Below are 20,903 nucleotides of genomic sequence, written 5' to 3' on the forward strand. Positions count from 1 at the left end.
GCGGTGTAATGATTTGGCGTTTTCCCCGTGATGGCCCGCTGCTTCCTCGGCCGTGGCTCTGCCTTGGGCTGTTTCGGGCGGATGCGCACGGGGCTGGTCCCTACTGTTCGTCGGCCACATCGGTCGTCGTGGCCTCCACTTCGATGGTAGGTCCGCTGTGTGCTTTCTCGTAGCTGTTGCGGCACTGGCGCAGCTTGATGGCGTTCGTCAGCTCCACAACACCGTAGACCATCATGCCCCATCCGATAACCAGGAGCGGCATGGAGGCGATGGCGCTGGGCTTGACAACGGCCACAAGCCCTACGAGCAGTATCACGGCGGGCAGCACCCACCAGGCGCAGCCGATGTGGGCAAACTTGGTGGCCGTGGCCAGATTGAAGAAGAGGTTGAGCGCGCCCAGAATCAAGATGGCGGCCAGCACGTACACCAGTCCGTTGACAAACGTGTTGGGGGCCAGCGCCAGCATGCCGCCCAGGATGATGCTGCCCATGCCCACGATGGGGAACGACGGCGCGGGGGCGGCGAGCGGACGGCCCTGGGCGTCGTAGATTTCCACGTCGGGGCTCTTGCGCCGGGCCGAGAACCAGGCCACGCAACTGATGACACCCGAGATGAAAAACACGGTGCCGATGGTAATCGTCATCCACGTGACGGTCTCTTCGCGGTACTTGACCAGCAGTGCGCCGGTGGCAATGGCGCAGAGCGCACGGAAAATGCTGCTTTGAAATACTTTCATTTGTTGGGTCTGTTGTGTCTGTTTGTACAGGGCTGAACCAGCCGTGAGCTGATTGCAAAGTTACGATGAAAAGATGAAAAACGGCGGGAATTGCATGGAAAAAATGCCCTAAAAAATCGTTTCAATCGTAGTTGTATGTGCAGACAAAGTGTTACCTTTGCCGTGAAGACGCCCGATGGCGAAGTCTGGCGCATGCGAACAATCAGACAGATATGGACAAAACCACTTTTTTGAGGCTGCTCACGGAGGAGGTGAAGACCTATAGGGCTGTGCTCGAAACCGAGGACAGCGAATGGATAGTCAAGGGATTCATAGACGTGGGCCGGAACATATACACCATGACAAACGATACAAAGGTGGTCTCGAAGATACTCGAACTCATCCTTATCCCGAGGCTCGAGGCCTTTGCCGGGCGTTATGGGCTTGTGCTGGAGCTGCCCTCGGCACAGAATTTCTACCCTGACCTTACTTTCAAGGACGAGGACGGGCACCTCTTTGCCGTAGACTTCAAGTCGAGTTATTATGGTGACAACAATCGGGTGAACGGGCTGACGCTGGGCTCCTATTGGGGCTATTTCAGAAATCGAGGGGTCAAGAAGAATACTGATTATCCTTACAAGGACTATCAGTGCCACCTCGTGATAGGCATGCTCTACCGGCAGAGCCCCAGCCTTCAAGGTGAAAGGACGGTGTATCAGCTTGACGAACTGGACCGGATCAAGTCGGTTATCGAGCAGTTTGTCTTCTTTGTCCAGCCCAAATGGAAGATTGCCAGCGACAGAACGGGCAGTGAAAACACGAGAAATATCGGCGGTGTTGTCGAGATAGACAGGCTTGTGGAGGGCACGAGCCCCTTTGCCGGGCTGGGCGAAGAGGTGTTCGACCATTATTGGATGAACTTCTTCAATGCGGCCGATGCTGCGAAAGCCGGCATCGGAAAGCCCCGTTATCACAATCTCGAGACCTATAAAAACTATTTGGATGCAGAGCGTCGGATTCTAACCAAATGGGGGAAATAGCATGCCGACGATTGTTCCACCGATAAAGTCGCAAGGTATCAAGACCAAGCTCGTGCCTTGGATTAACGATGTGATATTGGCCTCGGGCACCCCGCCGGATGCCCGCTGGGTAGAGCCCTTTCTGGGTACGGGGGTCGTGGGTTTCAACGCGCCCCTCCATGGAGCACACGTTGTTGGCGACACCAATCCCCATGTCATTCGGTTTTATCAGGCGGTACAACGCGGAGAGATTACGGCCTGCTCGATGCGCAGTTACCTTGAGCGGGAGGGGCGGCTGCTCCGGCAGGCCGATGAGAATGGCTATGCACACTATCGGCTGGTGCGCGACCGATTTAATGCCGAGCACAGTCCTTACGACTTCATCTTTCTTTCGCGTGCGGGGTTCAACGGGATGATGCGCTTCAATCGGCGTGGTGAATGGAACATCCCTTTCTGCAAGAAGCCCGGGCGGTTTGCGGCTGCTTACATCACCAAAATATGCAACCAGGTGGATCATGTAGCCCGTGTAATTCGCAGAAGCGAGTGGGAATTTAGGCAGGATTCTTTCTTGGAGACGATAGAACGGGCCGGGGATGGCGACTTGATTTATTGTGACCCGCCTTACTATGGCCGGTATGTGGACTATTATAATGGGTGGACGGCGCACGACGAAGAAGAGCTTTTCAGGGCCCTGTCAAGGACTCGGGCCAAGTTCATTCTCTCGACATGGCACCACAACGACTATAGGCCCAATGAGATGATAGACCGTTATTGGCATCATTTCAACGTGATGACCAGAGAGCATTTTTACCATGGGGGCGGGAGAATTTAGGGGGATAAAACGAAATGAGATTGAGAGGAGGAAGTGCGCAGGAATAGGTTATATGTTAAATATCAATAGGTTACAAAAGGTTTGAAGGGTGACGGGGGCGAAAAACGAAATGGATAATTAAGCACGTTTACATAACATTGATGTAACATTTGAACGGCAAACGTTTGAAGATGTTCAAGAGAATGTTACATCGGAGGGTGAAAGAAGGCGGTTTGAGAAGCAAAATTAGGCTTTTTGAGCCGTTTTTTTCGTTTCATGACTGTTCAAACTTTATCGGTAACAGCGCAATACGGTGTGTTTATTGGCATTCTGGGGATTTTTCGGGTAGCTATGAGTGGGGCATGTTGGTGTACTATACATGCCACACTATATTATGACGGTTATGGGTTACTTGAACGGTTTGAACAGTGTTCAAAAGGGTGTTCAAATAAGCAATTTTTGACCATGTTTTTAAGGCGGATTATACCCATTTTTAGCGTTTGGGGTGACACTTGGAGTGACATTTGGGGTGACATTAAAAAACGAAATGAGGCTGTAAGGAGTTACATTTGGCGTGACAAAATAGCGTTGTTTCGCGTGCTTTCGATGGCCATTCTTGCATAAAAAAGTAGGTTAATCGGTCTTTTCTGCCGTTTTCGAGGGGGGATAATTCATTTTTTAGCATATTGGCACCCCCATATTTCACCAACTTTTCCGTGTTTATCGGGGTTTCGGGCTATTGCCCTCGGCAAATTAGGTGCGTTTCGTATTGGCGGTTAAGAAAATAAAGCGTATATTTGTTGCGTATATGCAAACTGAGATAATATATAGGAGATTAGTTATGGAACAGACAGGCGTTACAGCTTTGATTAGCAAGTGGGAATTTACAATGGGCAAGGAAGGTACTTTAAATCGCTTAAGAGCAATGCGAGACTATGCGGAAAAATGCCTAAAAGAGCATCCGCGTGAGAAGTGCGCAGATGCTCTTGATGATAACATGTGCTTAATAGAAGCCGTTGTGGCCGAAGCGGAATTGCGTCTTCAATAAACAAAATTAATCGTCGATGAATTCTGCGTCTTTAATATGGTTTGCTATCTCACCCAAAACACCTATATTCAAACGCTTAATGTATTTCCCGAGGTCTTGATATGAAATGTTGAATGATTTCTTATGAATCTCAACTTTCTCTTGGGCCTCTAACCTTTGTGCCACTTGTTCATACGTTGTTTCATCCGTTGAAATCTCTACCAGATATACAATTACAGTTAATGGAAGTTGCCCTATTGTTTCCCCATCTTTAAGTTCTATGCCAACCAAGAACCTATTTTGAAGTTCTATGCCAAAATCTTCACACATTCTCCATAAATAGTCATTCAGGTGGCCGTCGATGGCAGCAATACCTTTCATGTCATTGTACTTCGTACTGATTTTCTCTTTAATGAGATCATAATTGAATTGTTTCATTTACATAAAATTTAGGTGAGTGAAATATGATAAACAAAATGTTATTTGTGTAGCATCAACTATTTTGTAATTAGGTTCCCCTATCACATCTCAGAACATTATGATTATTCTCCCCAATCAGACACATTAATCACATTCCCTAAACTATCGAGCGTGAACTGCTGGTTATAAATCATTTTTGCACCGAAGCCATTGGCAGCACGATACTTATGACGAACCAGAAACCACTTAGTATGCGGGTTTTGACTAACCGGACTCCATTCTATAGGGTCATAGCTATCAGGATCGTTTAAATTCTCTTTCAAGAATTGTTTTACTTGCCTTACTGAGCCATCCCACTCTGAGTTATATACAACTTCTTTTGGCTGCTCCTCAGGTTCTTGTTCTTTTGGTTGTGGAGACCCTACACATGTTACCAATATGTAACTCACCACCATGAAAACGACAAATGCTAAAACAATAAGGCCACAACATCCTTTTCCCTTTTCTTTTGGAGTCATCTCGCTCCACTTTTTTTGTTCCATCATATCTGAAATATATTATATCATACAATTAATGCGCACAGAGGCCTTGACGAGCGCGAGTGCGCTGACGCGACTGAAGTCGATGTCGCGCGGAGAATGCAAAGGGTTCTCGGAGCAAAGCGAGACGAAAGGCTCGCCCTGCTCGGACTTGCGGATGTACTTGACAACGATGTAGTCCTCGCCGTCGACAACGTAGGAGAGCAGGTACATCTCGCCGTAGAGGATGTTCTGTATGTCGGCAGACACCTGCTTGTAAAGGATGATGTCGCCCGACTTGAGCAAGGGGTACATAGAGTCACCGACGATGTGGATTGCCCCATCGCATTTGGGCAGGTTGGGTATCTTGATGGTGTCGATGATGTTCTGCCGGCTGTTGTTGAACAGGGTCTTGAGGCCTGCAGATGCCTCGAAGTCGTATAGATAGACTACTTGCGTTTCCTCTTTCTTTTCTGTGCTTCGCGGCTGGTGTATGGGCTTAACCTCCACCTGCCGCTCTTCCTCGCGGGGGGATTTGAGCATGGAACCCTTTCCCGTGAGGAGCCATTCTGTTGAATAGTTGGGATAATTTTCAACCAACAATTCTATCCACTTTGCCTGAATGTCTGTACCCTTCGATATAGCGCGTGATAAGACCCCTTTGCTCGCACCAATCTTTTTCTCCAAAGCACCGATAGTTATCCCCTCGTGCTTGGATATCTCCTCTATCCTTGTTAGAATTTTGCACATAAATTGAAAATTATCACCCAAAAAGTTTGAGTGGTTGAAAATTATCACTATCTTTGCAGCGTATTAAAGTTATTAACAGCGCCCAAAGATACGAAAAATGGGTGACTTTAGCAAATTATATAGGTATAGATAATTTATGGAAAAGAAGATTTATGTAGGAAAGAAAGGGCAGAAGCACCTGGAGCAGGTGTTCGACTGCACCCATGTGATGGTATGGAAGGCGCTCAACTTCAAGAGCGACACGGACCTTGCCCGGAAGATCCGGCACACGGCACTGACCCAGCTTGGTGGCGTGCCGAGCTGGAAGCCCGAAGAGGTTGAGACAACCCACGAGGAAAGCGATCGGACAATGACGCAGACCTTTGGGAGCAGGGTGAAGCTGGTGGCTGACCTCTTAGACGGCTACATACGGGTACTGGTGGACGGCGAGGTTAAGCGTGAGGAGAAGGACATGAACATCCCGGAGTTCATGCGTCTGCAGAGAGAGGTGGAGCTGATGGCCATGAGCCTTTGACCGTTGCAACGAAGACGCAATGGACAGAACCACAAGTAAGAAAATGGAAAAAGAACACGATGATGAGAAAAACAGATAATCATAACATGGCAAAGAGACAGTCGTTCCTTTTGGAACGCCTCCTTGACCTCTATTCCGAGATTTGCCGGTGCGAGGACGAGTTGCTCATGCTGCAGGTTGTGGATATGGATGACCTCAGCTCCACGGCTGATAGTCTATGGAAAAACTACCGACTGATACAAAGCGGCCATGCTCTAACTCCCGCCGAAACTCTCGGACAATACGAAGTATCTCCCTGTCGGTCAGTTTCAGCGTTGCTGGAACGGACACTTTCAGCCACACATGGTACGGAGCTCCTATTGCGGGGGTGCACCATCGTGACTCGGGATAAGAGCGTGAGGTGGTACATCTCAGGTGAGCTCGATGAAAGAACGAGCGCGCAAATTCGCGTGTAGCGTCGGCCTCTCTTTCAATAGTACAAGTGAAATCGATATAACAAGTTTTCATTGCATTTTTTTGCAAAGATAACAAACTTAGAGAACATATTCAATGGAATACTACAGGAACCAGCTTTGTGCGACATTCGAGGAGCTCACTTCCGGCGATGACCCGGTCATCAAGGAAGGTACACTCCGTCAGAACGTCAAGCGTAAGAATATAGAATGCGCCAACCGTGGTGGCGGAGAAGGCAATATTGCGCTGTATGTGTATTCCTCGATGCCGGAGAAGTATAAACAACGTTTTGTAGAAAAATATGGGGAGCCCGAGAAGATGATGCGCAAGAAAATACTGGAGAGTAAGGTGGAGCAGGACGAGAAAGCCGAGGAGTATTTTGAGACTTTCGAATACAGTTTGAACGGTGTTCAAACGCCTCTTTCGGAGAAGAAGAAAGCCGAGTATATACTAAACGCCAAGGTGCTGAACACGCTTGTGAGGTCGTACAGCAAGAAACAGGGCCTTGCCCGTGCCCTGAACAATGGGCGCTGCAACATCTGGGGTGTCGTGTTCGCCGAGAGTGAGGAGCTGCGTGAGGTGTTCGGCCATACGCTGCCCGGCAGCCTGAGCCGTTTGAAGGCCAAGGTGAACGAGTATAAGCGCAATGGCTACAGTTGTCTGCTGAGCGGCAAGCTTGGCAACAAGAACACGCTGAAGGTGACCGATGAGGGTCTGCGACTGCTGATTGCCCTGAAGCGCAGCAAGGTGCCCGTGTACACCAATGCCCAGATATTGAAGGCATACAACGAACGCGCATTGGCTCAGGGGTGGAAGCCCATTAAAACCGTACAGAGCCTGCTGAACTGGCTCAACAGTCCGGAGGTGTACCCCCTTTGGGCGGATACCGTGCTGGGCGAGCAGCGTTCAAGGGAGCTCTTCAACCGCCGTCACGTGACGGAGCTTCCAACGGTGCGGGACGCCCTGTGGTATGGTGACGGCACGAAGCTGAACCTATACTATCGGGACGAACGGGGAAAGATGCGCACGACCTCTGTGTATGAGGTGATCGACGCCGCCACGGAGGTGATGCTCGGCTACCATATCAGTGACACCGAGGACTACGTGGCACAATACAATGCCTACCGTATGGCCATCCAGGTGAGCGGGCACAAGCCCTACGAGATAGTTCATGACAACCAGGGCGGCCACAAGAAAGCCAACTCCACCGGTCTGCTGGACAAGATATGCCGTGTACACCGCACCACCGCCCCGTACAACGGAGCCTCGAAGACCATCGAGCAGCTTTTCGGCCAGTTCCAGAAGAACTACCTGCACAAGCTATGGATGTTTACCGGCCAGAACGTGACGGCGAAGCTGGACACGTCTGCCCCCGACATCGAATTTATTGAGGCCAATGCGAAAAATCTTCCTACATACGGGGAGATGGCCGCCATGTATGCCGAGGCGCGGAAGGAGTGGAACGCCGCCATCAGACCCGGGACCAACATCAGCCGCCAGGAGATGTATGACACGACGGAGAACCCTGACACCCCGGCCATCACCCCGCGCGACATGATAGACCTGTTCTGGGTGCGGACGAAGAAGCCGTCGGTGTTCACTGCGAGCGGCATCACCATCACGGTGGACAAGCGAAAATACACCTACGAGGTATATGGCGCTGACGGCCTGCCCGACCACAAGTGGAGGCAACGGAACACTCTGCGTAAATTCATCGTGGAGTATGACCCCTTCGACATGCTGCACGTGCGGCTTTACAGCATGGACAAAGCCGGAGATCTGCGTTTCTCGGCCGAGGCCGGTCCCTACATGAAGATACACCGTGCATTGCAGGACCAGACGGAGGGCGAGGCAGCCTTCATCCGGCATGAGCAGGAGGCAGCTTACCGTGACCGTCTGGATCGGCTTGCCAAGGCCAAGGAGATAGAGTATGAGCACGGCGTGGCACCTGAGCAGCATGGGCTGCGGAGCCCGATGCCCAAGGGTCTGACCAAGGAGCAGCAGATGGAGATAGAACGTCGCACACGGCGCTATGCAGCCCCTGTGGAGCCACAGACCCTCGGTGAGCACACCAAAGCCATATCGCTGCAGACATGGGACGAAATAAAGGACAAACGGGAGATTGCCAGACGGGCGAACGGGAAGTTTTGATAATTCAAAATTCACAATTCAAAATTCATAATTGGGACCGCCATGGTATGGCGGTGTACGGGACCGGAGAGAGTAGCAATTCACAATTCACAATTCACAATTCACAATTCATAATTCAAAATTACAATTATATGGAAACGAAAGAGAAAGACGAGATCAGGGAGGCGCTGAGGCAGTATGTGGAGCGCTATCCAAGCCAGAACAAGGCGGCAGCGAGCCTGAAGGGTATCAGTGCCGGAACGTTGTCGACCATCCTCAACGGAAAATACGAGAACATCAGTGAAGAGATGTGGCGCAACATCGCTGCCCAGGTGAGCTTTGCCACCCCTTCGGACGGTTGGAAGATCGTGGAGACCTCCGCTTTCGTGGAAATCAACGTTGCCCTGAAGGATGCAAAGGAGGAGTGCAACACTACATGGGTGGTCGGCGAAGCCGGGTGCGGCAAGACCACGACCGCCAAGCTGTTTGCAGGAGAGCACAAAGAGGTGTTCTATGTGTCGTGCTCGGAAGACATGAAGAAGAGCGACTTCGTGAGAGAGGTGGCCACGAGAATCGGCATCCATTCGGCAGGGTACAATATCCGCCAACTGTGGAACGTGATATTGGCAAACCTGCAACAGATGGATGCCCCGGTAATCATCTTCGACGAGGCCGACAAGCTGACCGAGGCCGTGTTCCACTACTTCATCAGCCTGTACAATAATCTCGAGGACCACTGCGGCATCGTATTCCTGTCGACCGACTACATCAAGCGCCGTATCAATAATGGGCTACGCTATGAGAAAGCCGGGTACAAGGAGTTTTACAGCCGTATCGGGCGCAAATACTTCGAGCTGGAGCCTACGGATGCGACGGACGTGTATGCCATCTGCACCGCCAACGGTCTGACCGACCGGAGGAAGATAGACAAGGTGGTGAAGGAAGCGTCGGAGTGCGAGTGCGACCTGAGGAGAGTGAAGAAGTCTGTGAGACGAGAAAAGAAAGGACTGTGATGGATAGGGCAATGACAGTGAATGATATCCTGGAGAAGAAATACCGCACCTTCCCGATGTCCGGTCGGTGGGAGGACTTCATCGGTCATCCGGAGCGCAAGGGCGTGTGGTTTATCTGGGGCAAGTCGGGAAACGGCAAGACGAGTTTTGCGATGCAGCTTATTAAGGAGCTGTGCCAGTGGGACCGTGTACTCATGGACTCCTTGGAGGAAGGCACGAGCCTGACGGTGCAGCAGAACCTGAAACGTTACGGCATGAAGAGCGTAGGTCGTCGGCTGCAGTTTGTGTGTGAGGACATCGAGAGCCTTAGGGAGCGTCTACACCGCCGTAAGAGTCCGAATATCGTTGTGATAGACAGCTTCCAGTACACATACATGACAGCCCGTGAGTACAAGAATTTCAGTAAGGAGTTTGAGGACAAGCTGCTCATCTTCATCAGCCATGCGAGCGGGAGCCTTCCGATGGGCGGCGCTGCCGTAAGCGCGATGTATGATGCGGCACTGAAGATTGAGGTGAGTGGGTATAGAGCCACAACAAAAGGGAGGTTTATCGGACGGCTGGGATATTATGACATCTGGCCGGAGAAAGCCAAGGAGTTTCATGAGAATTCATAATCATAATAGTATGAGCAAGGAAAAGAAAATGATCGAGGTCACTCCCGGCATATTGACACCAGGGGGCCGGATGATTGAAAAAATAGAGAGTAAGGGTCATAGATGCCCGTATTGCCAGGGGAACGGATATTTCTGGTTGGAAGATGAGTTCAGGGAGGCTTACAAGAGTCCGTGCCCGGTGTGCCAGGGCAGCGGAACGGTGGATGCCCTCGTGAGCATCGAATGGAGACCTTCTGGTAATTCATAATTCACAATTCATAATTCATAATTGGACACTATGATATGGGACAGTTGAAATACTATTCGGTGATACCGAACGACAAGCCGACGTGGCTGCTGAGGCTACAGATGGAGATCAGCCGGGCAGTGGCAGCCTCGACGCCGCGGTAAACATTCAATGGAGGGCAGGTAAATGATACAAATAGGTGACAAATTCAATGTACGATGGGTTGGACACGATGAGTGTTATAAGGGGCGCCTTTATCAGGTGACGAGTTTCCTTGAAGACTGCACATGCGGAAAGCCCGCGGTCATTACCGGCAAACCGGAAGAACCCCGCCGTCCTCATTTACATGTCCGGGCAAAATTGATAGAAGCTCCGGCAAAGTATATGATAGGTGAATGTGGGTTCGTATTTGGGGCACTGGATTCTGAAACGCTGCACGACATTGAAGATTCTGATGAGTTTTGGATAGAGATTGTGCGACAAAAAGGCGACCAACTGAATTTATTTTCTAAATACTAATTTTAAAATATAGCTATTATGAGCAATTTTTTAGAAGAAATCAAGAAGCGATTACAGGTGTGGCACGAGCAGCGTGCCGAGCGGATTGAGGCAGAGCGTCAGGCCCAGCTTGACGCCGAGGCGCGCGAACGCGTGCAGGTGATGGAATACAATGGCGAGCTGTATGTGAGCATGAACGGCGTGCCGCTGCTTGCGGTGTGCGACCTGAACGAGACGTTGTCTGAGGCGGTGGCCCACGCCCGGCAGAACTACAAAGACTGGAAGGAGGAGAAACTATGGGAACGGAGAGGAGCTACGCGCGTTTCTACGCTTTATTAAAGCGGCTGCCGGGCGCAGACAAGGAAACGCTGGTATATCAGTACACCAACGGCCGGACTACGCACCTGCACGAAACCACCCTCCGGGAGTATGACACGATGTGCAACGACATGGAGCGTGTGGCTGGGTACGATGAGAGCATGGAGGCCGTCCGGAAGGAACTCAGGCGGAGGCGCAGCGAGTGCCTGAAACTGATGCAGCAGCTCGGCGTAGACACCACGGACTGGGCACGGGTGGATGACTTCTGCCGAAACCCGCGTCTTGCCGGAATGCCCTTCAGGAAAATCGGAGCAGAGGAACTCGAAAGCCTCGCCGTGAAGCTGCGGGCAATCAAGCGCAAGGGAGGATTGAAAGCCCACCCCCGACCCCTCCCGAGGGAGGGGAGAAGCGGAGAGATCCGCCCCGGGAAGGGAGTCGCAATCGTATTTCCGATGAGCAATATCGCCGAAAGTTAGTTTTTAGTAATCATCAAAATAGTTGAATATGACAACAAGAACAAAAACAAGTGACTGGTTTGAAGTCAAGCTACGCTATGACAAAGTGCATGAGGACGGATATGAAAAGAAGGTAACCGAGAGTTATGTGGTCGAAGCCTTTTCATTCGGAGAGGCAGAAAAAAAGGCTACGGAATTCCTGGGTAGCTATGTATCTGGTGAAATTCAAGTTGTGAATATCAACCCTATGAAATTTCATGAGGTGTTTTTCAACGAGCAAGAAACATGCGACAGATACTACAAAGCCGCACTGCAGTTTATCACCTTCGATGAGAAAACGGAGAGGGAAAAGCATACACAGGTTTATTATCTGGTCCTGGCTTCCTCTTTCGACAATTGCAAGGACACTATCCGAACGATTATGGACGGCACCATGATAGACTATCAGATTGCTTCCGTATCAGAAACCAAGGTTATAGATGTGATAGAGCATAAGTTATAAACCCATAAAAAAGAAAAGACAATGGCAACAAGAAAGAAGAAAGTGATCACCACCGGCGTGAGCAGAGAAGCCGCCGATGAAGCGTTTGCAACCTACGCCAAGAGCGACGCGCAGTTGCAGAAAATCAATGCGGACATTGAACTGCAGTGCGCCAAATACCGCGAGAAGTACGCCGAGAAGATAGCCACCCTCTCCGAGGAGCGTGAGCAGGCGTTCGACACCCTGCAGGCATTTGCCACGGAGAACCAGGCGGAGCTCTTTGCCAAGAAGAAGAGCCTAGAGATGGCTCACGGCACCATCGGGTTCAGGACTGGAAACCCGAAGCTAAAGACACTGAAAGGCTTCACCTGGGCGAGTGCCCTTGAGCTGGTGAAGACGTTCCTGCCGTCGGGCTATGTGCGCACGACCGAGGAGGTGGCCAAGGACAAGCTGCTCGCTGACCGAGATCTCGAGGAGGTGACGGTGTTTGATCAGGGCAACGGCCGGACGGCCACGATGAGCGAGGCCATGTCTAAGTGTGGCATCCAGGTGGTGCAGGACGAGACGTTCTTCGTCGAGCCCAAGGCAGAGGCCAATTGAGTGCTGAATGGTATGTGAACGGGTCGCCCCGCTGTGTTCGGACACACAGTGGGGCGACTTTTTATGTGAAACAATGAAAAAGATAGCGTAAACGACTGCTATATAACAAGTTTTCGCTATATTTGCAGCTATAATGGGAAAAGGACGAGACAAGCATCTGATAGAAGAGCGCGACCGCAAGTTGTTCGAGCGTTTCTACTATTGGACCGAGGTGAAAAGGCTTCGGTATGATGACACCATTACCAAATTGTCGACAGAGGAGTTTTTCCTTAGTGAGGGCCGTGTGCTGCAGATTATCCGGCAGTGTATCCAGAACGGCATGGAGGTGGACGGCAGCACGTTGAGCCGTCCGCGCTTCAGCGGCTTCCGATCCCGCCAGCGACGGCCAAAGAAACCTTTGGACGGGCAACTGTCTCTCTTTCCGTGACGGCTTCGGTAAGGGCGCAGGTATATGTAGCCTCGTAAACCTTGATGCCGTGGTTGACGGTGAAGAACCTTGACTGTGTGCGGATGAGCGCCTTCTGACCGTCCGGCCGATACCCCTGCAGCAGTGTGTGTAGCTGCGCTCTCACTTTATTTCTCTGTTTGATACGCTCGGTGGTCATACTACGGGCATGGGTGTCATCGTAGCAGTCGATGATCAGCCGGACGCGGAGCTGGCAGGTACCCTGCTGGGCGAGGTCGCCGATGTCGGTCCAATCGGTGGTCGGTGCGTCGATGAGGACAGCTGGGAAAACAAGCGGATAGGTGTCGCGGTCTTCCTGGTCGATGAACTCCAGCTGGCCGTAGTCCTCGTCGATGGTCCGGATTTGCGGCATCTGTTGTGATATGAGATTGATGATGTCGAGAAGTAACTGTTCCATGAATAAATCCTCCCCCTGCCCCTCCAGGTCGAGGGGAGCCCACAGAGGCACGGGCTTAAAGTGTACTATGTGAACCGGCTTAGCCGTTGCCTTACATTTTGGATGGACTGGTTAATGAGTTCCCTTACCTTTGCACTTAGTTCTGCCGAGTTGCCCATGAACTGCCGTTTGGGAATGGTGGCCTTGACCGTGAGCTTGGTCTTTTTGGTGAGTGCGAGTGCCTTCCACTTCAATGCCTCTGCCGGAATCTGTTTTGGCAGCTTGCCTTTCTTTTCCCCCTTACCTTTCTTGACACCGGCGATGGCATAGACCTTTGCCCACGCCATCTTGCGCATCCTGGGCGTGATGGTGGGATGCGAGGTAATGGTTCCTCCCTCGTTGTGGATGGCGGCGTAGGGCACGGGATTGAAGATGGTGACCTCGGCGACACCGGAGCGAAAATCCGTGCTACGGGAGAGGTGCATCCTGCGCGAGAGCAACGCCTTGTATTTCCGGTCTTTGTTGTAGGGGTCGTCCTGACGCCTGGCACGTGGCCACTCATGCAACCCTCCATCATGGAAAGCCGAGTCGCGGAAGTTCTGTTTGACGAACTTCACGGCCTCGGTTCCGACCTTGCGCGGAAGACGGTCGCGTACCTCTGCTTCGATGACGGTCTTTGCCCTGATAATCTTTGCCTCAATCTGTTTTGCGTCCATAGAGCATTATTTTTCGTTAAAATGTTTGGAGTGTGAGGAAAATATATTATATTTGCATCGGTATGAGTCAACGCTTCGGCATGGCTCTAACCTCCACTCGGGGCTTTTCGCCCCGTTTTTTATTGGTATACGTAGCACTTATTGCCATGCTTTACAATAATTATACGCTTTGTCTTTGATTGGGACAAATACCCATTGACAGTCTTTGCTATCGTTCTGCGTGTGATGAAAGAAGGAATTTCAATGATGATATTATCAGCCTGCTCTTTTGCAGATTTGATACGGTTTAGAATGTCATTATGATGTTTCTTCCTGTCATTGGTTTTCCTTACCTTCATCATACTCTTTCCGTCAAAAAACAATCCTCCTATATAGAAATCCGGATTTTTGTTTTCAAATACACCTGATGGGAGCAATATATGACGTAAGGCAGCTTCCTTTTTGTTCTTTGGATCAAGTCTTGGCAACAGATAAACTTTACTGCCCAACTTATCTGCAACAAATGCAGCCAAACGTTTGTTCTCATCAATTTCATTTGCTCCATGACTTGGACTGCACAATACCATGCCATGATGGCTTTCTATATATTTCTCTACATCAGGCGGCACAACATCCATTGCTTTTCTAACAGTATCAGCAGCCTCTTTCATTTTTTTGTCGATGTATGGACAATTGTAGCAATCCTTCTTACGATTCCTGAAGATAGATGCAAGGCGGTTCTTGAGCCCAGGCTTATAGAATGAGCATTGGGCACAGCTGTCGGGGAAGTAAGGATGGTTTTGCGAGAAGGTGTGGCCGTCCTTGCCCATGTTGTTCTCCAGTCCTCGCTGTGGTCGCTCATCAGGCAGCTGGTCGATGAGTTCCAGGGTGGCAGGGTCGTCAGTCTGTTCGAGGGTGCACTTACAGCTCCACCGGTCTCCGGGATGATGCTCATTCCAGAACGGATGTCCCACGGGGAGGGTTAGCTTCTGCTGCCAATAGCGCTGATGTGAGCCCTCGGGATTGGGTGATTGTGTGGGCATCCACCGGAGGTTGGGATAGATGTCGCTGTCTCGCTCGAAACGCTTCCAGTCGGCGGCATTATGGGCACGGATGACCGCCGTGTCGTACTCTGTTTGAAGCCATGCCCCGACATGGTGTGAGGCTATGGGCTTGACCTCCTCCGCCCACTGTGCAAAGGGCTTGAGCTTGCCGTCGGCCCCAATGAGCCGTGCCGCCATCTGCTGCCCCATGTCGTGGACCTTGAATGCAGAGAAGACCTCGTTGGAATGGCGTATGGCATGGAGGAACTCGTCCTCATGCGAAGTGTAGGAAGACCGGGACAGGCCGGTGACCGTTGCCTCGTTGATGGAGCGCAGCACCTCACGCCATGCCGTAGGCTCTATGTCGTCGGATGTGTCGAAGCCATCGTAGACCTTGCGGAGGAACCCCGCCATAACATCCTCTGAGAACTTGATGGACGTTCCGATGTCATGGAAGTGGGTGTGGCATGAGCAGGACGAGCCGTAATAGAGGGCGTCTACTATTCGGATGGTGCCCCGTGGGGTGACGGGGCGAGGCCGAAAAAACGGGACAGACGGGCGGAGGGGCCGCCATGATTTGGCGGCGTACCAGGCCCTTTGCCTCCATCAGCATTGGCGGTGGCTTGAGAATCATCGTGGTTGAGCTGCCGGCGGAGAGCCTCGCGCTGGGCGGCCTTTTCGGCTTTCTGCTGCTCATAGTCCTTGGGCTTGGCCACGCCGAAAGTCTCGTAGAGATAGTCGTCGTCGATGGGGAGCCCCATAGAGGAGAGTTTCTGCACGATGTATATCTGCTGGGAGGGGGATATCTTGTCCTTATGGGCATAGACGAACTCCCCACCTTCGACGTTGAAGCCGAGAGACGCGAAGACCGGCCGCATATCGTAATTCAGGATGTCGAGAATGAAGTCGCGGTCATCATCGTGCATGGAGTCCTCCTCCTGCTTGTGGACTGTGCCGAGTGCCTGGGTGCCGGTGTCCTTGGTCTCGGTGGTGAGCGTATTGCCCAGGACACGGATGGACATCTTGGCATCGAAATACTCGGCAAAGGTCTTGTAGAGCTCCGAGGTGCCTGATTTGTTGGACGCCTCCAGCAGACGGAGCTCTGAGTCCTTGGGATGGATGTAGACGGCATTGGTGCCCTGGCGTCGCGCCTCGGCTATGAGTCTGCGTCGTGCCTCCTCGTCTCCGGCATCGTAGGTGTACTCACGGATGGGCATGCCGAAGACGTTGCAGTAGCGTGCCCAGTCGGCCATGTCACCACGCTTGTAGAGCACGGCAGGAAGAATCTCGGCAAAGATACCCAGATCACGCTCACGCCCTACAAAGAGCGTATTTGGGAACTCGTCGATGGAAATGCCGTCGATGTCGCCCTGGAACCGGAGCAGTTTGCGGTGGATGGGGTCATAATGCTTGCGGTCGATGAGGTCGTAGCGGATATTGCCGTCATCGTCAGTATAGAACTGCATCAGCGAGAAGCCCCAGAACTGGGACATGATGAGGTCCTTGCGGAGTTGCTTGAACCACGGCGACCGTAGTTGTGCGGAGATAGCCTCGTCGGTCTTCCCGCCCTTCCGGAACTCGATTGGAATCTTGGTGACGCCGCGGAGGCGCTTGTCAATGATACCTGACAGGTGGAGATCCAGGCGTGCGCTCTCATACATGTCGTAGAGGCGGACTCGGTTGGAGAAGTCGATGCTGGAGGCAGCAGTAACAGCACGCTGGTAGGCCCCCATGTCGAAAAAGAATATCTCCGGCATCTGGAGCACGACGTCGGGAATGCGCGCTGCCGCTGGCTGGAGCATGCCGCCTTGCCGGATTCTGCCTGTTTCGGGGGACTTGCCCCTGTTTTTTCTTGCCATTTGAATAGTGTTTGAACGTTATAATAATACCGGCCGAACATCGTCTGAGACGACCTGCCACGGACTGTTCTGCTGCTGGATGTCCTCGTCGAGCCTTGGGGCTCCCTCTATGGTGACATCGCCTTTCATCACCCCCTTGAGCCAGTTGACGGCACGCTCGTAGCGGTCCTGCCGGATCTGCGAGATCTTGTAGGGATTGTGCTGGCAGAAGATGTGATAGATGGCGATGTCGAGCGCGAACATGAGGATGAGCGGGTGGCGGTCATCGCCAGTGGCCGAAAATATTGCCGCACAGTCATAGGTCTTGGAGAGATAACCTTTCATCTCGGATATGGCCCTGTCCTCGCATATCTCGATGATCTGCGGGTCGTAGTCGGCGGTTCCAGAACGCAGCAGGGCATCGAGGATTTCGCGGTGGATGCTGGCATCGTAGTCGGTAAGTTGAATGAAATTGTCCATATTAAAGCCTCCCCCCCTGCCCCTCCAGTGGGAGGGGAGCCCATGGAGGCACCGGGCTTGGTTACATTCGGTAAGGATTGTCCTCGTTGAGCTGCGCATAGCTCATGGTGAAAGTGGGCTCGAGGTCGGCCGTCTTCTCGTCGGTGAGGGTGATGGCGCCCTCGACGGCGTCGGGGCCGTCGGCAGGATAAGGCAGCGTGAGCTCGAAGAGCTTGAACTGCGTGATGAGCTCCAGCATCATCGGGTTGTCTTTCTCGTCCTCGTTGAATATCCACTGGCAGTTGCGGTCGATGGGTTCCAGGTGTGCCTCGATGCGCGTGGCCTTGTCGGTCTTTCGACGCTCGTCGCCTCGGATGAACAGCTGTTTGCCACGCTTCTTGCACTCCTCGCGCAGGAGCGGCTTGAAGACCTGGTTGAAGAACGGGTCCTGGAGCTTGTTGTTCTCCATATACCAGTAGACATTGGTCTTGCCGCCGACAAAATGCTCCAGGTCGAAATACCATCCGATGAAGTTGGCGTTGGTCTCACGGGCGAGAAAGCCCTTGATGACGTAATATACACCGCGGTACCTGCCGATGAGCCACAGTGCCTTGGTGGAGGAAGCCTTCTTGCGGCTGTCGGAATAGGCGGGGTCTCCATAGCCGATGAGGAACTTGAACTTGGAGAGCGCGGGCACCTTTCCGAATGGCAGGTTCTTGAAAATCTTGCCCTCAGACACGGGATTGTTGAAGTATTCTCCCTGCTTGGCTTTCTCGGTAATCTTAGAGAGGGTGCGGTCGATCATCTCCTCGGTGTTCTTCTCGGGCCATGTGCTGCGCCCCTGCTTGTCGCGGATGTTGACCACGTCCCAGCTGTTGGCCATCTTGCCTGCGCGGACGATGCAGCAGTCCCTGGCGATGATGTTGCCGCACCATAGCACCAGCGTAGGCTCTGAGATGGAGCGCGTGGGATAGAGCGCCTGTTCCGCCCAGTCCCACTTCTTGTCGAGGGTGACGGGATTGCGGCAGTCCTCATCGGTGTCGTAGTCGTCGAAATATAGCACGTCGGGGCGTATGGCCTCGTTGCGCATGCCACGCGGTGCGGAGCCCGCGCCCAGGGCAATGAACTTGGCCCCGCAGCGGGCGGAGAACTCCGTGTCTGTCCAAAGGCCTATGGTCATCTGGTCGCCGTAGAACTGGGCGATGCGGGGATTGGACTCGAAGTTGATGCGGTAAGGTGCCAGCAGACGCTTTGCTGCATCGACGGTGGCGCTGGCGATGACGATGAAGTGCTTGCGGCCGGTGAGTGCCAGATACATGAGGATGAACATGGCCACGGTGGACTTGGCGAGCTCGCGGCTCCATGAGAGCACCTCATACCATTCATCGTTGGCTATGACGCGACGGATGGCGCGTTTGTGGAACGGTGCGAACTCATACTTGGCGTAAGCCGGGAAGAAGTACTGTATCCATGCAATGGGGTCTGCCTCGAGCTCCTTGCGGCGTCGCTCGATGTCACGCTGGGTGAGGCTGTCATCGACCAAAATGTCGTGCATGAGCCCTTTATGGAAATCCTCCCAGCGTTCGAGGGCTTGTCTGGCGGTCTGTTTCTGTACCATGGGTTAACGTTTGCGGGTTGACATGTCCTTGATGAAGGCATCGAACAAGCCGCCGAACTGCTTGGCGGCATCAATGTCGAGCGGGCGGAGCCAGGAGAGGAAACGCATGGCCACGGAGACACAGTCGGGCACGCCGATGTCGGTCTCGAGCTTCTTGACCGCACCGGCGAGCTTGGCGAGTGCGTCGGCCTCCTTGGCGGTGGCGAAGCGCTGTCCCTCCTCGCGGGAATTGATGGCCGTGTTGATCTCGAGCAGCTGGCGGTTGATCTGCGCAATGATTTGCTCGGGTGTGATCATCACGGATGCCTTGAGACTGTCCCAGTTGCCCTCACGCACCCAGCGGGATACAGACTGGCGTGTGGTGCCTATCTTGTCGGCAATCTCCTCGTAGGTGTAGTTGCCGTTGAGATAGAGCGAACGGGCAATTTCCTTTTTGTCGATATTGTTTTTTACCATAATTGTGCTTGAAAATCACTGCAAATATCTAATATTTCGGGGGATTATTCAAACCATGATTCTATGATATGCGCAGCTGATGTTATGGTCACCTTAGCCGTGTATACGGTAGATTCGCGATTTTGATGGTCGGCGAAAACATACGATATTTGCAGCAAAAAAGTAATGTCCGGCAGTGCTCGGCATCGCTTCAAAAGTAAACCGAATGGAAACAAAGTTCTTTAATATCATACCCGGTGAAGGCGAGGTGGCCATCCTGCTCTACGGTGATGTAGGTGACGGTGAAAAGGTGGAAAGCGGCCGTGTGGTGAGCGAGCTCATGGCGCTGGCGGCACAGTACAGGAAGATAGACGTGCGTATCAACAGCAACGGTGGGGACGTGTTCTCGGGCATTGCCATCTATAACGCGCTGCGGACATCACAGGCCGACATTACCATCTACGTGGACGGCGTAGCTGCCTCGATTGCCGGCATCATCGCCCTTTGCGGAAAGCCCCTTTATATGAGTCCTTACGCCAAGCTGATGCTGCACAGCGTGAGCGGCGGCAGCTACGGCACAGCCTCTGCCTTGCGCCGCACGGCCCAGATGATCGAGACGCTGGAAGCAGACCTTGCTGGCATGATTGCAGCCCGCTGTGGCATGACCGCTGAGGAGGTTGCTGCCCGCTACTTCGATGAGCAGGACCACTGGATAAGCGCAAGCGATGCAGTGAACATGAAGCTGGCCGACGGCATCTATGAACTGCCGGACGGTCCGGTACGGCAGCCGGCCACTACAGAGGAGATTTACCAATATTTCAATAACCGGCTGCAGCTGCAGCCACAAAAGACAAGAGAAATGGCATTGATAGACGAACTCAAGACCATCCCCTCGTTCAAGGACAAGGCGGATGAGGGCGCCATGCTGGCGCACATCAAGGAACTGGAGAACAAAGCCACGAAGGCTGATGCCCTGGAAGCCGCCAACAAGGCGATGAAGGCCCGGTTGGAAGAGAAAGAGAAGGGCGAGGTGGCCGCACTGCTCGACAAGGCCGTGACGGACGGCAAGATCACCAAGGAGCAGCGCCCGCAGTTTGAGAAGCTCATGGCCCAGGACCGCGCAACGACAACCGCCGTGCTGGAGGGCATGAAGCCCGCCAACCGCAAGCGTGCGACCGACTTCATCAACCTGGGCGGCGAGGGTGCCGGCGACCTGGCATCCAGGAGCTGGGACGAGCTGGACAAGGCCGGCCGACTGGCGGACCTGAAGGCTCATGACCCCACACTCTTCGCCAACAAGTTCAAGGAGAAGTTCGGGGTGGAATACTTGGACTAATTCAAAATTCACAATTCAAAATTCAAAATTGGCTAACTCGAACTATGTTTCAAAATTAGCTGACGCCGAACTACG

25 protein-coding genes are annotated in these 20,903 nt (G+C 52.6%); 14 read left to right on the forward strand and 11 right to left on the reverse strand.

Annotated features, from left to right (window positions below; all coding sequences use genetic code 11):
* Positions 1–100 precede the first annotated feature (100 nt).
* A complete protein-coding gene (locus tag L888_RS0100890; RefSeq protein WP_005843937.1) occupies positions 101–736 on the reverse strand; it encodes a DUF308 domain-containing protein in 636 nt (211 codons plus the stop codon).
* Positions 737–948: 212 nt separating this feature from the next.
* Here L888_RS0100890 and L888_RS13260 point away from each other — a divergent pair, with 212 nt between their 5' ends.
* From L888_RS13260 to L888_RS13270, 3 genes are all read left to right on the forward strand, one after another.
* The gene (locus L888_RS13260; RefSeq protein WP_044248301.1) at positions 949–1,755 is read left to right on the forward strand and encodes a type II restriction endonuclease; all 807 of its coding nucleotides are present in this window, start codon (positions 949–951) and stop codon (positions 1,753–1,755) included.
* Between the two features lies 1 nt (position 1,756).
* Entirely contained in the window at positions 1,757–2,566 is an 810-nt protein-coding gene (locus L888_RS13265; protein WP_044248304.1) for a DNA adenine methylase, read from the forward strand.
* An 820-nt stretch (positions 2,567–3,386) separates the two neighbouring features.
* Entirely contained in the window at positions 3,387–3,593 is a 207-nt protein-coding gene (locus L888_RS13270; RefSeq protein ID WP_044248307.1) for a hypothetical protein, read from the forward strand.
* A 6-nt stretch (positions 3,594–3,599) separates the two neighbouring features.
* Here L888_RS13270 and L888_RS0100915 read toward each other — a convergent pair whose 3' ends face one another.
* From L888_RS0100915 to L888_RS0100925, 3 genes are all read right to left on the reverse strand, one after another.
* On the reverse strand, positions 3,600–4,010 hold the full coding sequence (locus tag L888_RS0100915) for a hypothetical protein (protein ID WP_027951495.1): 411 nt from the start codon (positions 4,008–4,010) through the stop codon (positions 3,600–3,602).
* A 104-nt stretch (positions 4,011–4,114) separates the two neighbouring features.
* The gene (locus tag L888_RS0100920) at positions 4,115–4,537 is read right to left on the reverse strand and encodes a hypothetical protein (RefSeq protein WP_027951496.1); all 423 of its coding nucleotides are present in this window, start codon (positions 4,535–4,537) and stop codon (positions 4,115–4,117) included.
* Positions 4,538–4,549: 12 nt separating this feature from the next.
* On the reverse strand, positions 4,550–5,260 hold the full coding sequence (locus L888_RS0100925) for a S24 family peptidase (protein WP_044248310.1): 711 nt from the start codon (positions 5,258–5,260) through the stop codon (positions 4,550–4,552).
* A gap of 136 nt (positions 5,261–5,396) precedes the next feature.
* Here L888_RS0100925 and L888_RS0100930 point away from each other — a divergent pair, with 136 nt between their 5' ends.
* The 10 genes from L888_RS0100930 to L888_RS13895 all read left to right on the forward strand — a co-directional run bounded on the left by L888_RS0100930 (position 5,397) and on the right by L888_RS13895 (position 12,989).
* Positions 5,397–5,774, forward strand: a complete 378-nt coding sequence (locus L888_RS0100930) for a hypothetical protein (protein ID WP_027951498.1) — start codon at positions 5,397–5,399, stop codon at positions 5,772–5,774.
* Positions 5,775–6,323: 549 nt separating this feature from the next.
* The gene (locus tag L888_RS0100940; RefSeq protein ID WP_027951500.1) at positions 6,324–8,378 is read left to right on the forward strand and encodes a kinase; all 2,055 of its coding nucleotides are present in this window, start codon (positions 6,324–6,326) and stop codon (positions 8,376–8,378) included.
* Between the two features lie 131 nt (positions 8,379–8,509).
* Positions 8,510–9,370, forward strand: coding sequence for an AAA family ATPase (locus L888_RS0100945; protein ID WP_027951501.1), 861 nt, complete (start codon positions 8,510–8,512; stop codon positions 9,368–9,370).
* Complete coding sequence (locus L888_RS0100950) at positions 9,370–9,984, forward strand: hypothetical protein (RefSeq protein WP_027951502.1); 615 nt, start codon at positions 9,370–9,372, stop codon at positions 9,982–9,984. Before L888_RS0100945 ends, L888_RS0100950 begins: the two co-directional genes overlap by 1 nt.
* Positions 9,985–10,396: 412 nt before the next feature.
* The gene (locus L888_RS0100960; protein WP_027951504.1) at positions 10,397–10,729 is read left to right on the forward strand and encodes a hypothetical protein; all 333 of its coding nucleotides are present in this window, start codon (positions 10,397–10,399) and stop codon (positions 10,727–10,729) included.
* Between the two features lie 18 nt (positions 10,730–10,747).
* Positions 10,748–11,047, forward strand: a complete 300-nt coding sequence (locus L888_RS0100965; protein WP_027951505.1) for a hypothetical protein — start codon at positions 10,748–10,750, stop codon at positions 11,045–11,047.
* Entirely contained in the window at positions 11,005–11,502 is a 498-nt protein-coding gene (locus L888_RS0100970; protein ID WP_027951506.1) for a hypothetical protein, read from the forward strand. The genes L888_RS0100965 and L888_RS0100970 overlap by 43 nt, the downstream gene beginning before the upstream one ends.
* Before the next feature lie 28 nt (positions 11,503–11,530).
* The gene (locus tag L888_RS13275; protein ID WP_044248313.1) at positions 11,531–11,983 is read left to right on the forward strand and encodes a DUF4494 domain-containing protein; all 453 of its coding nucleotides are present in this window, start codon (positions 11,531–11,533) and stop codon (positions 11,981–11,983) included.
* A 21-nt stretch (positions 11,984–12,004) separates the two neighbouring features.
* Positions 12,005–12,562 (forward strand): host-nuclease inhibitor Gam family protein, encoded by a 558-nt coding sequence (locus L888_RS0100980; RefSeq protein ID WP_027951507.1) that lies wholly within the window; start codon positions 12,005–12,007, stop codon positions 12,560–12,562.
* 133 nt (positions 12,563–12,695) lie between these two features.
* Positions 12,696–12,989, forward strand: a complete 294-nt coding sequence (locus L888_RS13895) for a hypothetical protein (protein WP_075261825.1) — start codon at positions 12,696–12,698, stop codon at positions 12,987–12,989.
* Here the strand turns inward: L888_RS13895 and L888_RS0100985 are convergent.
* The 7 genes from L888_RS0100985 to L888_RS0101015 form a co-directional block, all read right to left on the reverse strand.
* Entirely contained in the window at positions 12,919–13,425 is a 507-nt protein-coding gene (locus L888_RS0100985; RefSeq protein ID WP_027951508.1) for a hypothetical protein, read from the reverse strand. The two genes, L888_RS13895 and L888_RS0100985, sit on opposite strands and share 71 nt — an antisense overlap.
* Positions 13,426–13,490: 65 nt before the next feature.
* A complete protein-coding gene (locus tag L888_RS0100990; RefSeq protein ID WP_027951509.1) occupies positions 13,491–14,120 on the reverse strand; it encodes a phage virion morphogenesis protein in 630 nt (209 codons plus the stop codon).
* A 119-nt stretch (positions 14,121–14,239) separates the two neighbouring features.
* Positions 14,240–15,556 carry a CdiA C-terminal domain-containing protein gene (locus L888_RS13825; RefSeq protein ID WP_052323266.1) on the reverse strand — a complete coding sequence of 439 codons (1,317 nt, stop codon included), beginning with the start codon at positions 15,554–15,556 and terminating at the stop codon, positions 14,240–14,242.
* Between the two features lie 86 nt (positions 15,557–15,642).
* On the reverse strand, positions 15,643–17,001 hold the full coding sequence (locus tag L888_RS13285; RefSeq protein ID WP_044248316.1) for a phage portal protein family protein: 1,359 nt from the start codon (positions 16,999–17,001) through the stop codon (positions 15,643–15,645).
* Between the two features lie 18 nt (positions 17,002–17,019).
* Positions 17,020–17,460 carry a phage protein Gp36 family protein gene (locus tag L888_RS0101005; RefSeq protein ID WP_027951510.1) on the reverse strand — a complete coding sequence of 147 codons (441 nt, stop codon included), beginning with the start codon at positions 17,458–17,460 and terminating at the stop codon, positions 17,020–17,022.
* A gap of 61 nt (positions 17,461–17,521) precedes the next feature.
* Positions 17,522–19,057, reverse strand: a complete 1,536-nt coding sequence (locus tag L888_RS0101010) for a hypothetical protein (RefSeq protein ID WP_027951511.1) — start codon at positions 19,055–19,057, stop codon at positions 17,522–17,524.
* 3 nt (positions 19,058–19,060) lie between these two features.
* Positions 19,061–19,513, reverse strand: a complete 453-nt coding sequence (locus tag L888_RS0101015) for a DUF1804 family protein (protein ID WP_027951512.1) — start codon at positions 19,511–19,513, stop codon at positions 19,061–19,063.
* A gap of 205 nt (positions 19,514–19,718) precedes the next feature.
* On the opposite strand from L888_RS0101015, the gene L888_RS13290 reads away from it, so the two are divergent.
* On the forward strand, positions 19,719–20,828 hold the full coding sequence (locus tag L888_RS13290; RefSeq protein WP_156924966.1) for a head maturation protease, ClpP-related: 1,110 nt from the start codon (positions 19,719–19,721) through the stop codon (positions 20,826–20,828).
* Positions 20,829–20,903 lie beyond the last annotated feature (75 nt).

Source organism: Hallella seregens ATCC 51272 (assembly GCF_000518545.1).
Classification (GTDB): Bacteria; Bacteroidota; Bacteroidia; order Bacteroidales; family Bacteroidaceae; genus Prevotella; species Prevotella seregens.

Bases quoted from the DNA above. Each gene is read 5' to 3' on its own strand.
- L888_RS0100890 (WP_005843937.1), bottom strand. From the start codon at position 736: ATGAAAGTATTTCAAAGCAGCATTTTCCGTGCGCTCTGCGCCATTGCC.
- L888_RS13260 (WP_044248301.1), top strand. From the start codon at position 949: ATGGACAAAACCACTTTTTTGAGGCTGCTCACGGAGGAGGTGAAGACC.
- L888_RS13265 (WP_044248304.1), top strand. From the start codon at position 1,757: ATGCCGACGATTGTTCCACCGATAAAGTCGCAAGGTATCAAGACCAAG.
- L888_RS13270 (WP_044248307.1), top strand. From the start codon at position 3,387: ATGGAACAGACAGGCGTTACAGCTTTGATTAGCAAGTGGGAATTTACA.
- L888_RS0100915 (WP_027951495.1), bottom strand. From the start codon at position 4,010: ATGAAACAATTCAATTATGATCTCATTAAAGAGAAAATCAGTACGAAG.
- L888_RS0100920 (WP_027951496.1), bottom strand. From the start codon at position 4,537: ATGATGGAACAAAAAAAGTGGAGCGAGATGACTCCAAAAGAAAAGGGA.
- L888_RS0100925 (WP_044248310.1), bottom strand. From the start codon at position 5,260: ATGTGCAAAATTCTAACAAGGATAGAGGAGATATCCAAGCACGAGGGG.
- L888_RS0100930 (WP_027951498.1), top strand. From the start codon at position 5,397: ATGGAAAAGAAGATTTATGTAGGAAAGAAAGGGCAGAAGCACCTGGAG.
- L888_RS0100940 (WP_027951500.1), top strand. From the start codon at position 6,324: ATGGAATACTACAGGAACCAGCTTTGTGCGACATTCGAGGAGCTCACT.
- L888_RS0100945 (WP_027951501.1), top strand. From the start codon at position 8,510: ATGGAAACGAAAGAGAAAGACGAGATCAGGGAGGCGCTGAGGCAGTAT.
- L888_RS0100950 (WP_027951502.1), top strand. From the start codon at position 9,370: ATGGATAGGGCAATGACAGTGAATGATATCCTGGAGAAGAAATACCGC.
- L888_RS0100960 (WP_027951504.1), top strand. From the start codon at position 10,397: ATGATACAAATAGGTGACAAATTCAATGTACGATGGGTTGGACACGAT.
- L888_RS0100965 (WP_027951505.1), top strand. From the start codon at position 10,748: ATGAGCAATTTTTTAGAAGAAATCAAGAAGCGATTACAGGTGTGGCAC.
- L888_RS0100970 (WP_027951506.1), top strand. From the start codon at position 11,005: ATGGGAACGGAGAGGAGCTACGCGCGTTTCTACGCTTTATTAAAGCGG.
- L888_RS13275 (WP_044248313.1), top strand. From the start codon at position 11,531: ATGACAACAAGAACAAAAACAAGTGACTGGTTTGAAGTCAAGCTACGC.
- L888_RS0100980 (WP_027951507.1), top strand. From the start codon at position 12,005: ATGGCAACAAGAAAGAAGAAAGTGATCACCACCGGCGTGAGCAGAGAA.
- L888_RS13895 (WP_075261825.1), top strand. From the start codon at position 12,696: ATGGGAAAAGGACGAGACAAGCATCTGATAGAAGAGCGCGACCGCAAG.
- L888_RS0100985 (WP_027951508.1), bottom strand. From the start codon at position 13,425: ATGGAACAGTTACTTCTCGACATCATCAATCTCATATCACAACAGATG.
- L888_RS0100990 (WP_027951509.1), bottom strand. From the start codon at position 14,120: ATGGACGCAAAACAGATTGAGGCAAAGATTATCAGGGCAAAGACCGTC.
- L888_RS13825 (WP_052323266.1), bottom strand. From the start codon at position 15,556: ATGGCGGGGTTCCTCCGCAAGGTCTACGATGGCTTCGACACATCCGAC.
- L888_RS13285 (WP_044248316.1), bottom strand. From the start codon at position 17,001: ATGGCAAGAAAAAACAGGGGCAAGTCCCCCGAAACAGGCAGAATCCGG.
- L888_RS0101005 (WP_027951510.1), bottom strand. From the start codon at position 17,460: ATGGACAATTTCATTCAACTTACCGACTACGATGCCAGCATCCACCGC.
- L888_RS0101010 (WP_027951511.1), bottom strand. From the start codon at position 19,057: ATGGTACAGAAACAGACCGCCAGACAAGCCCTCGAACGCTGGGAGGAT.
- L888_RS0101015 (WP_027951512.1), bottom strand. From the start codon at position 19,513: ATGGTAAAAAACAATATCGACAAAAAGGAAATTGCCCGTTCGCTCTAT.
- L888_RS13290 (WP_156924966.1), top strand. From the start codon at position 19,719: ATGGAAACAAAGTTCTTTAATATCATACCCGGTGAAGGCGAGGTGGCC.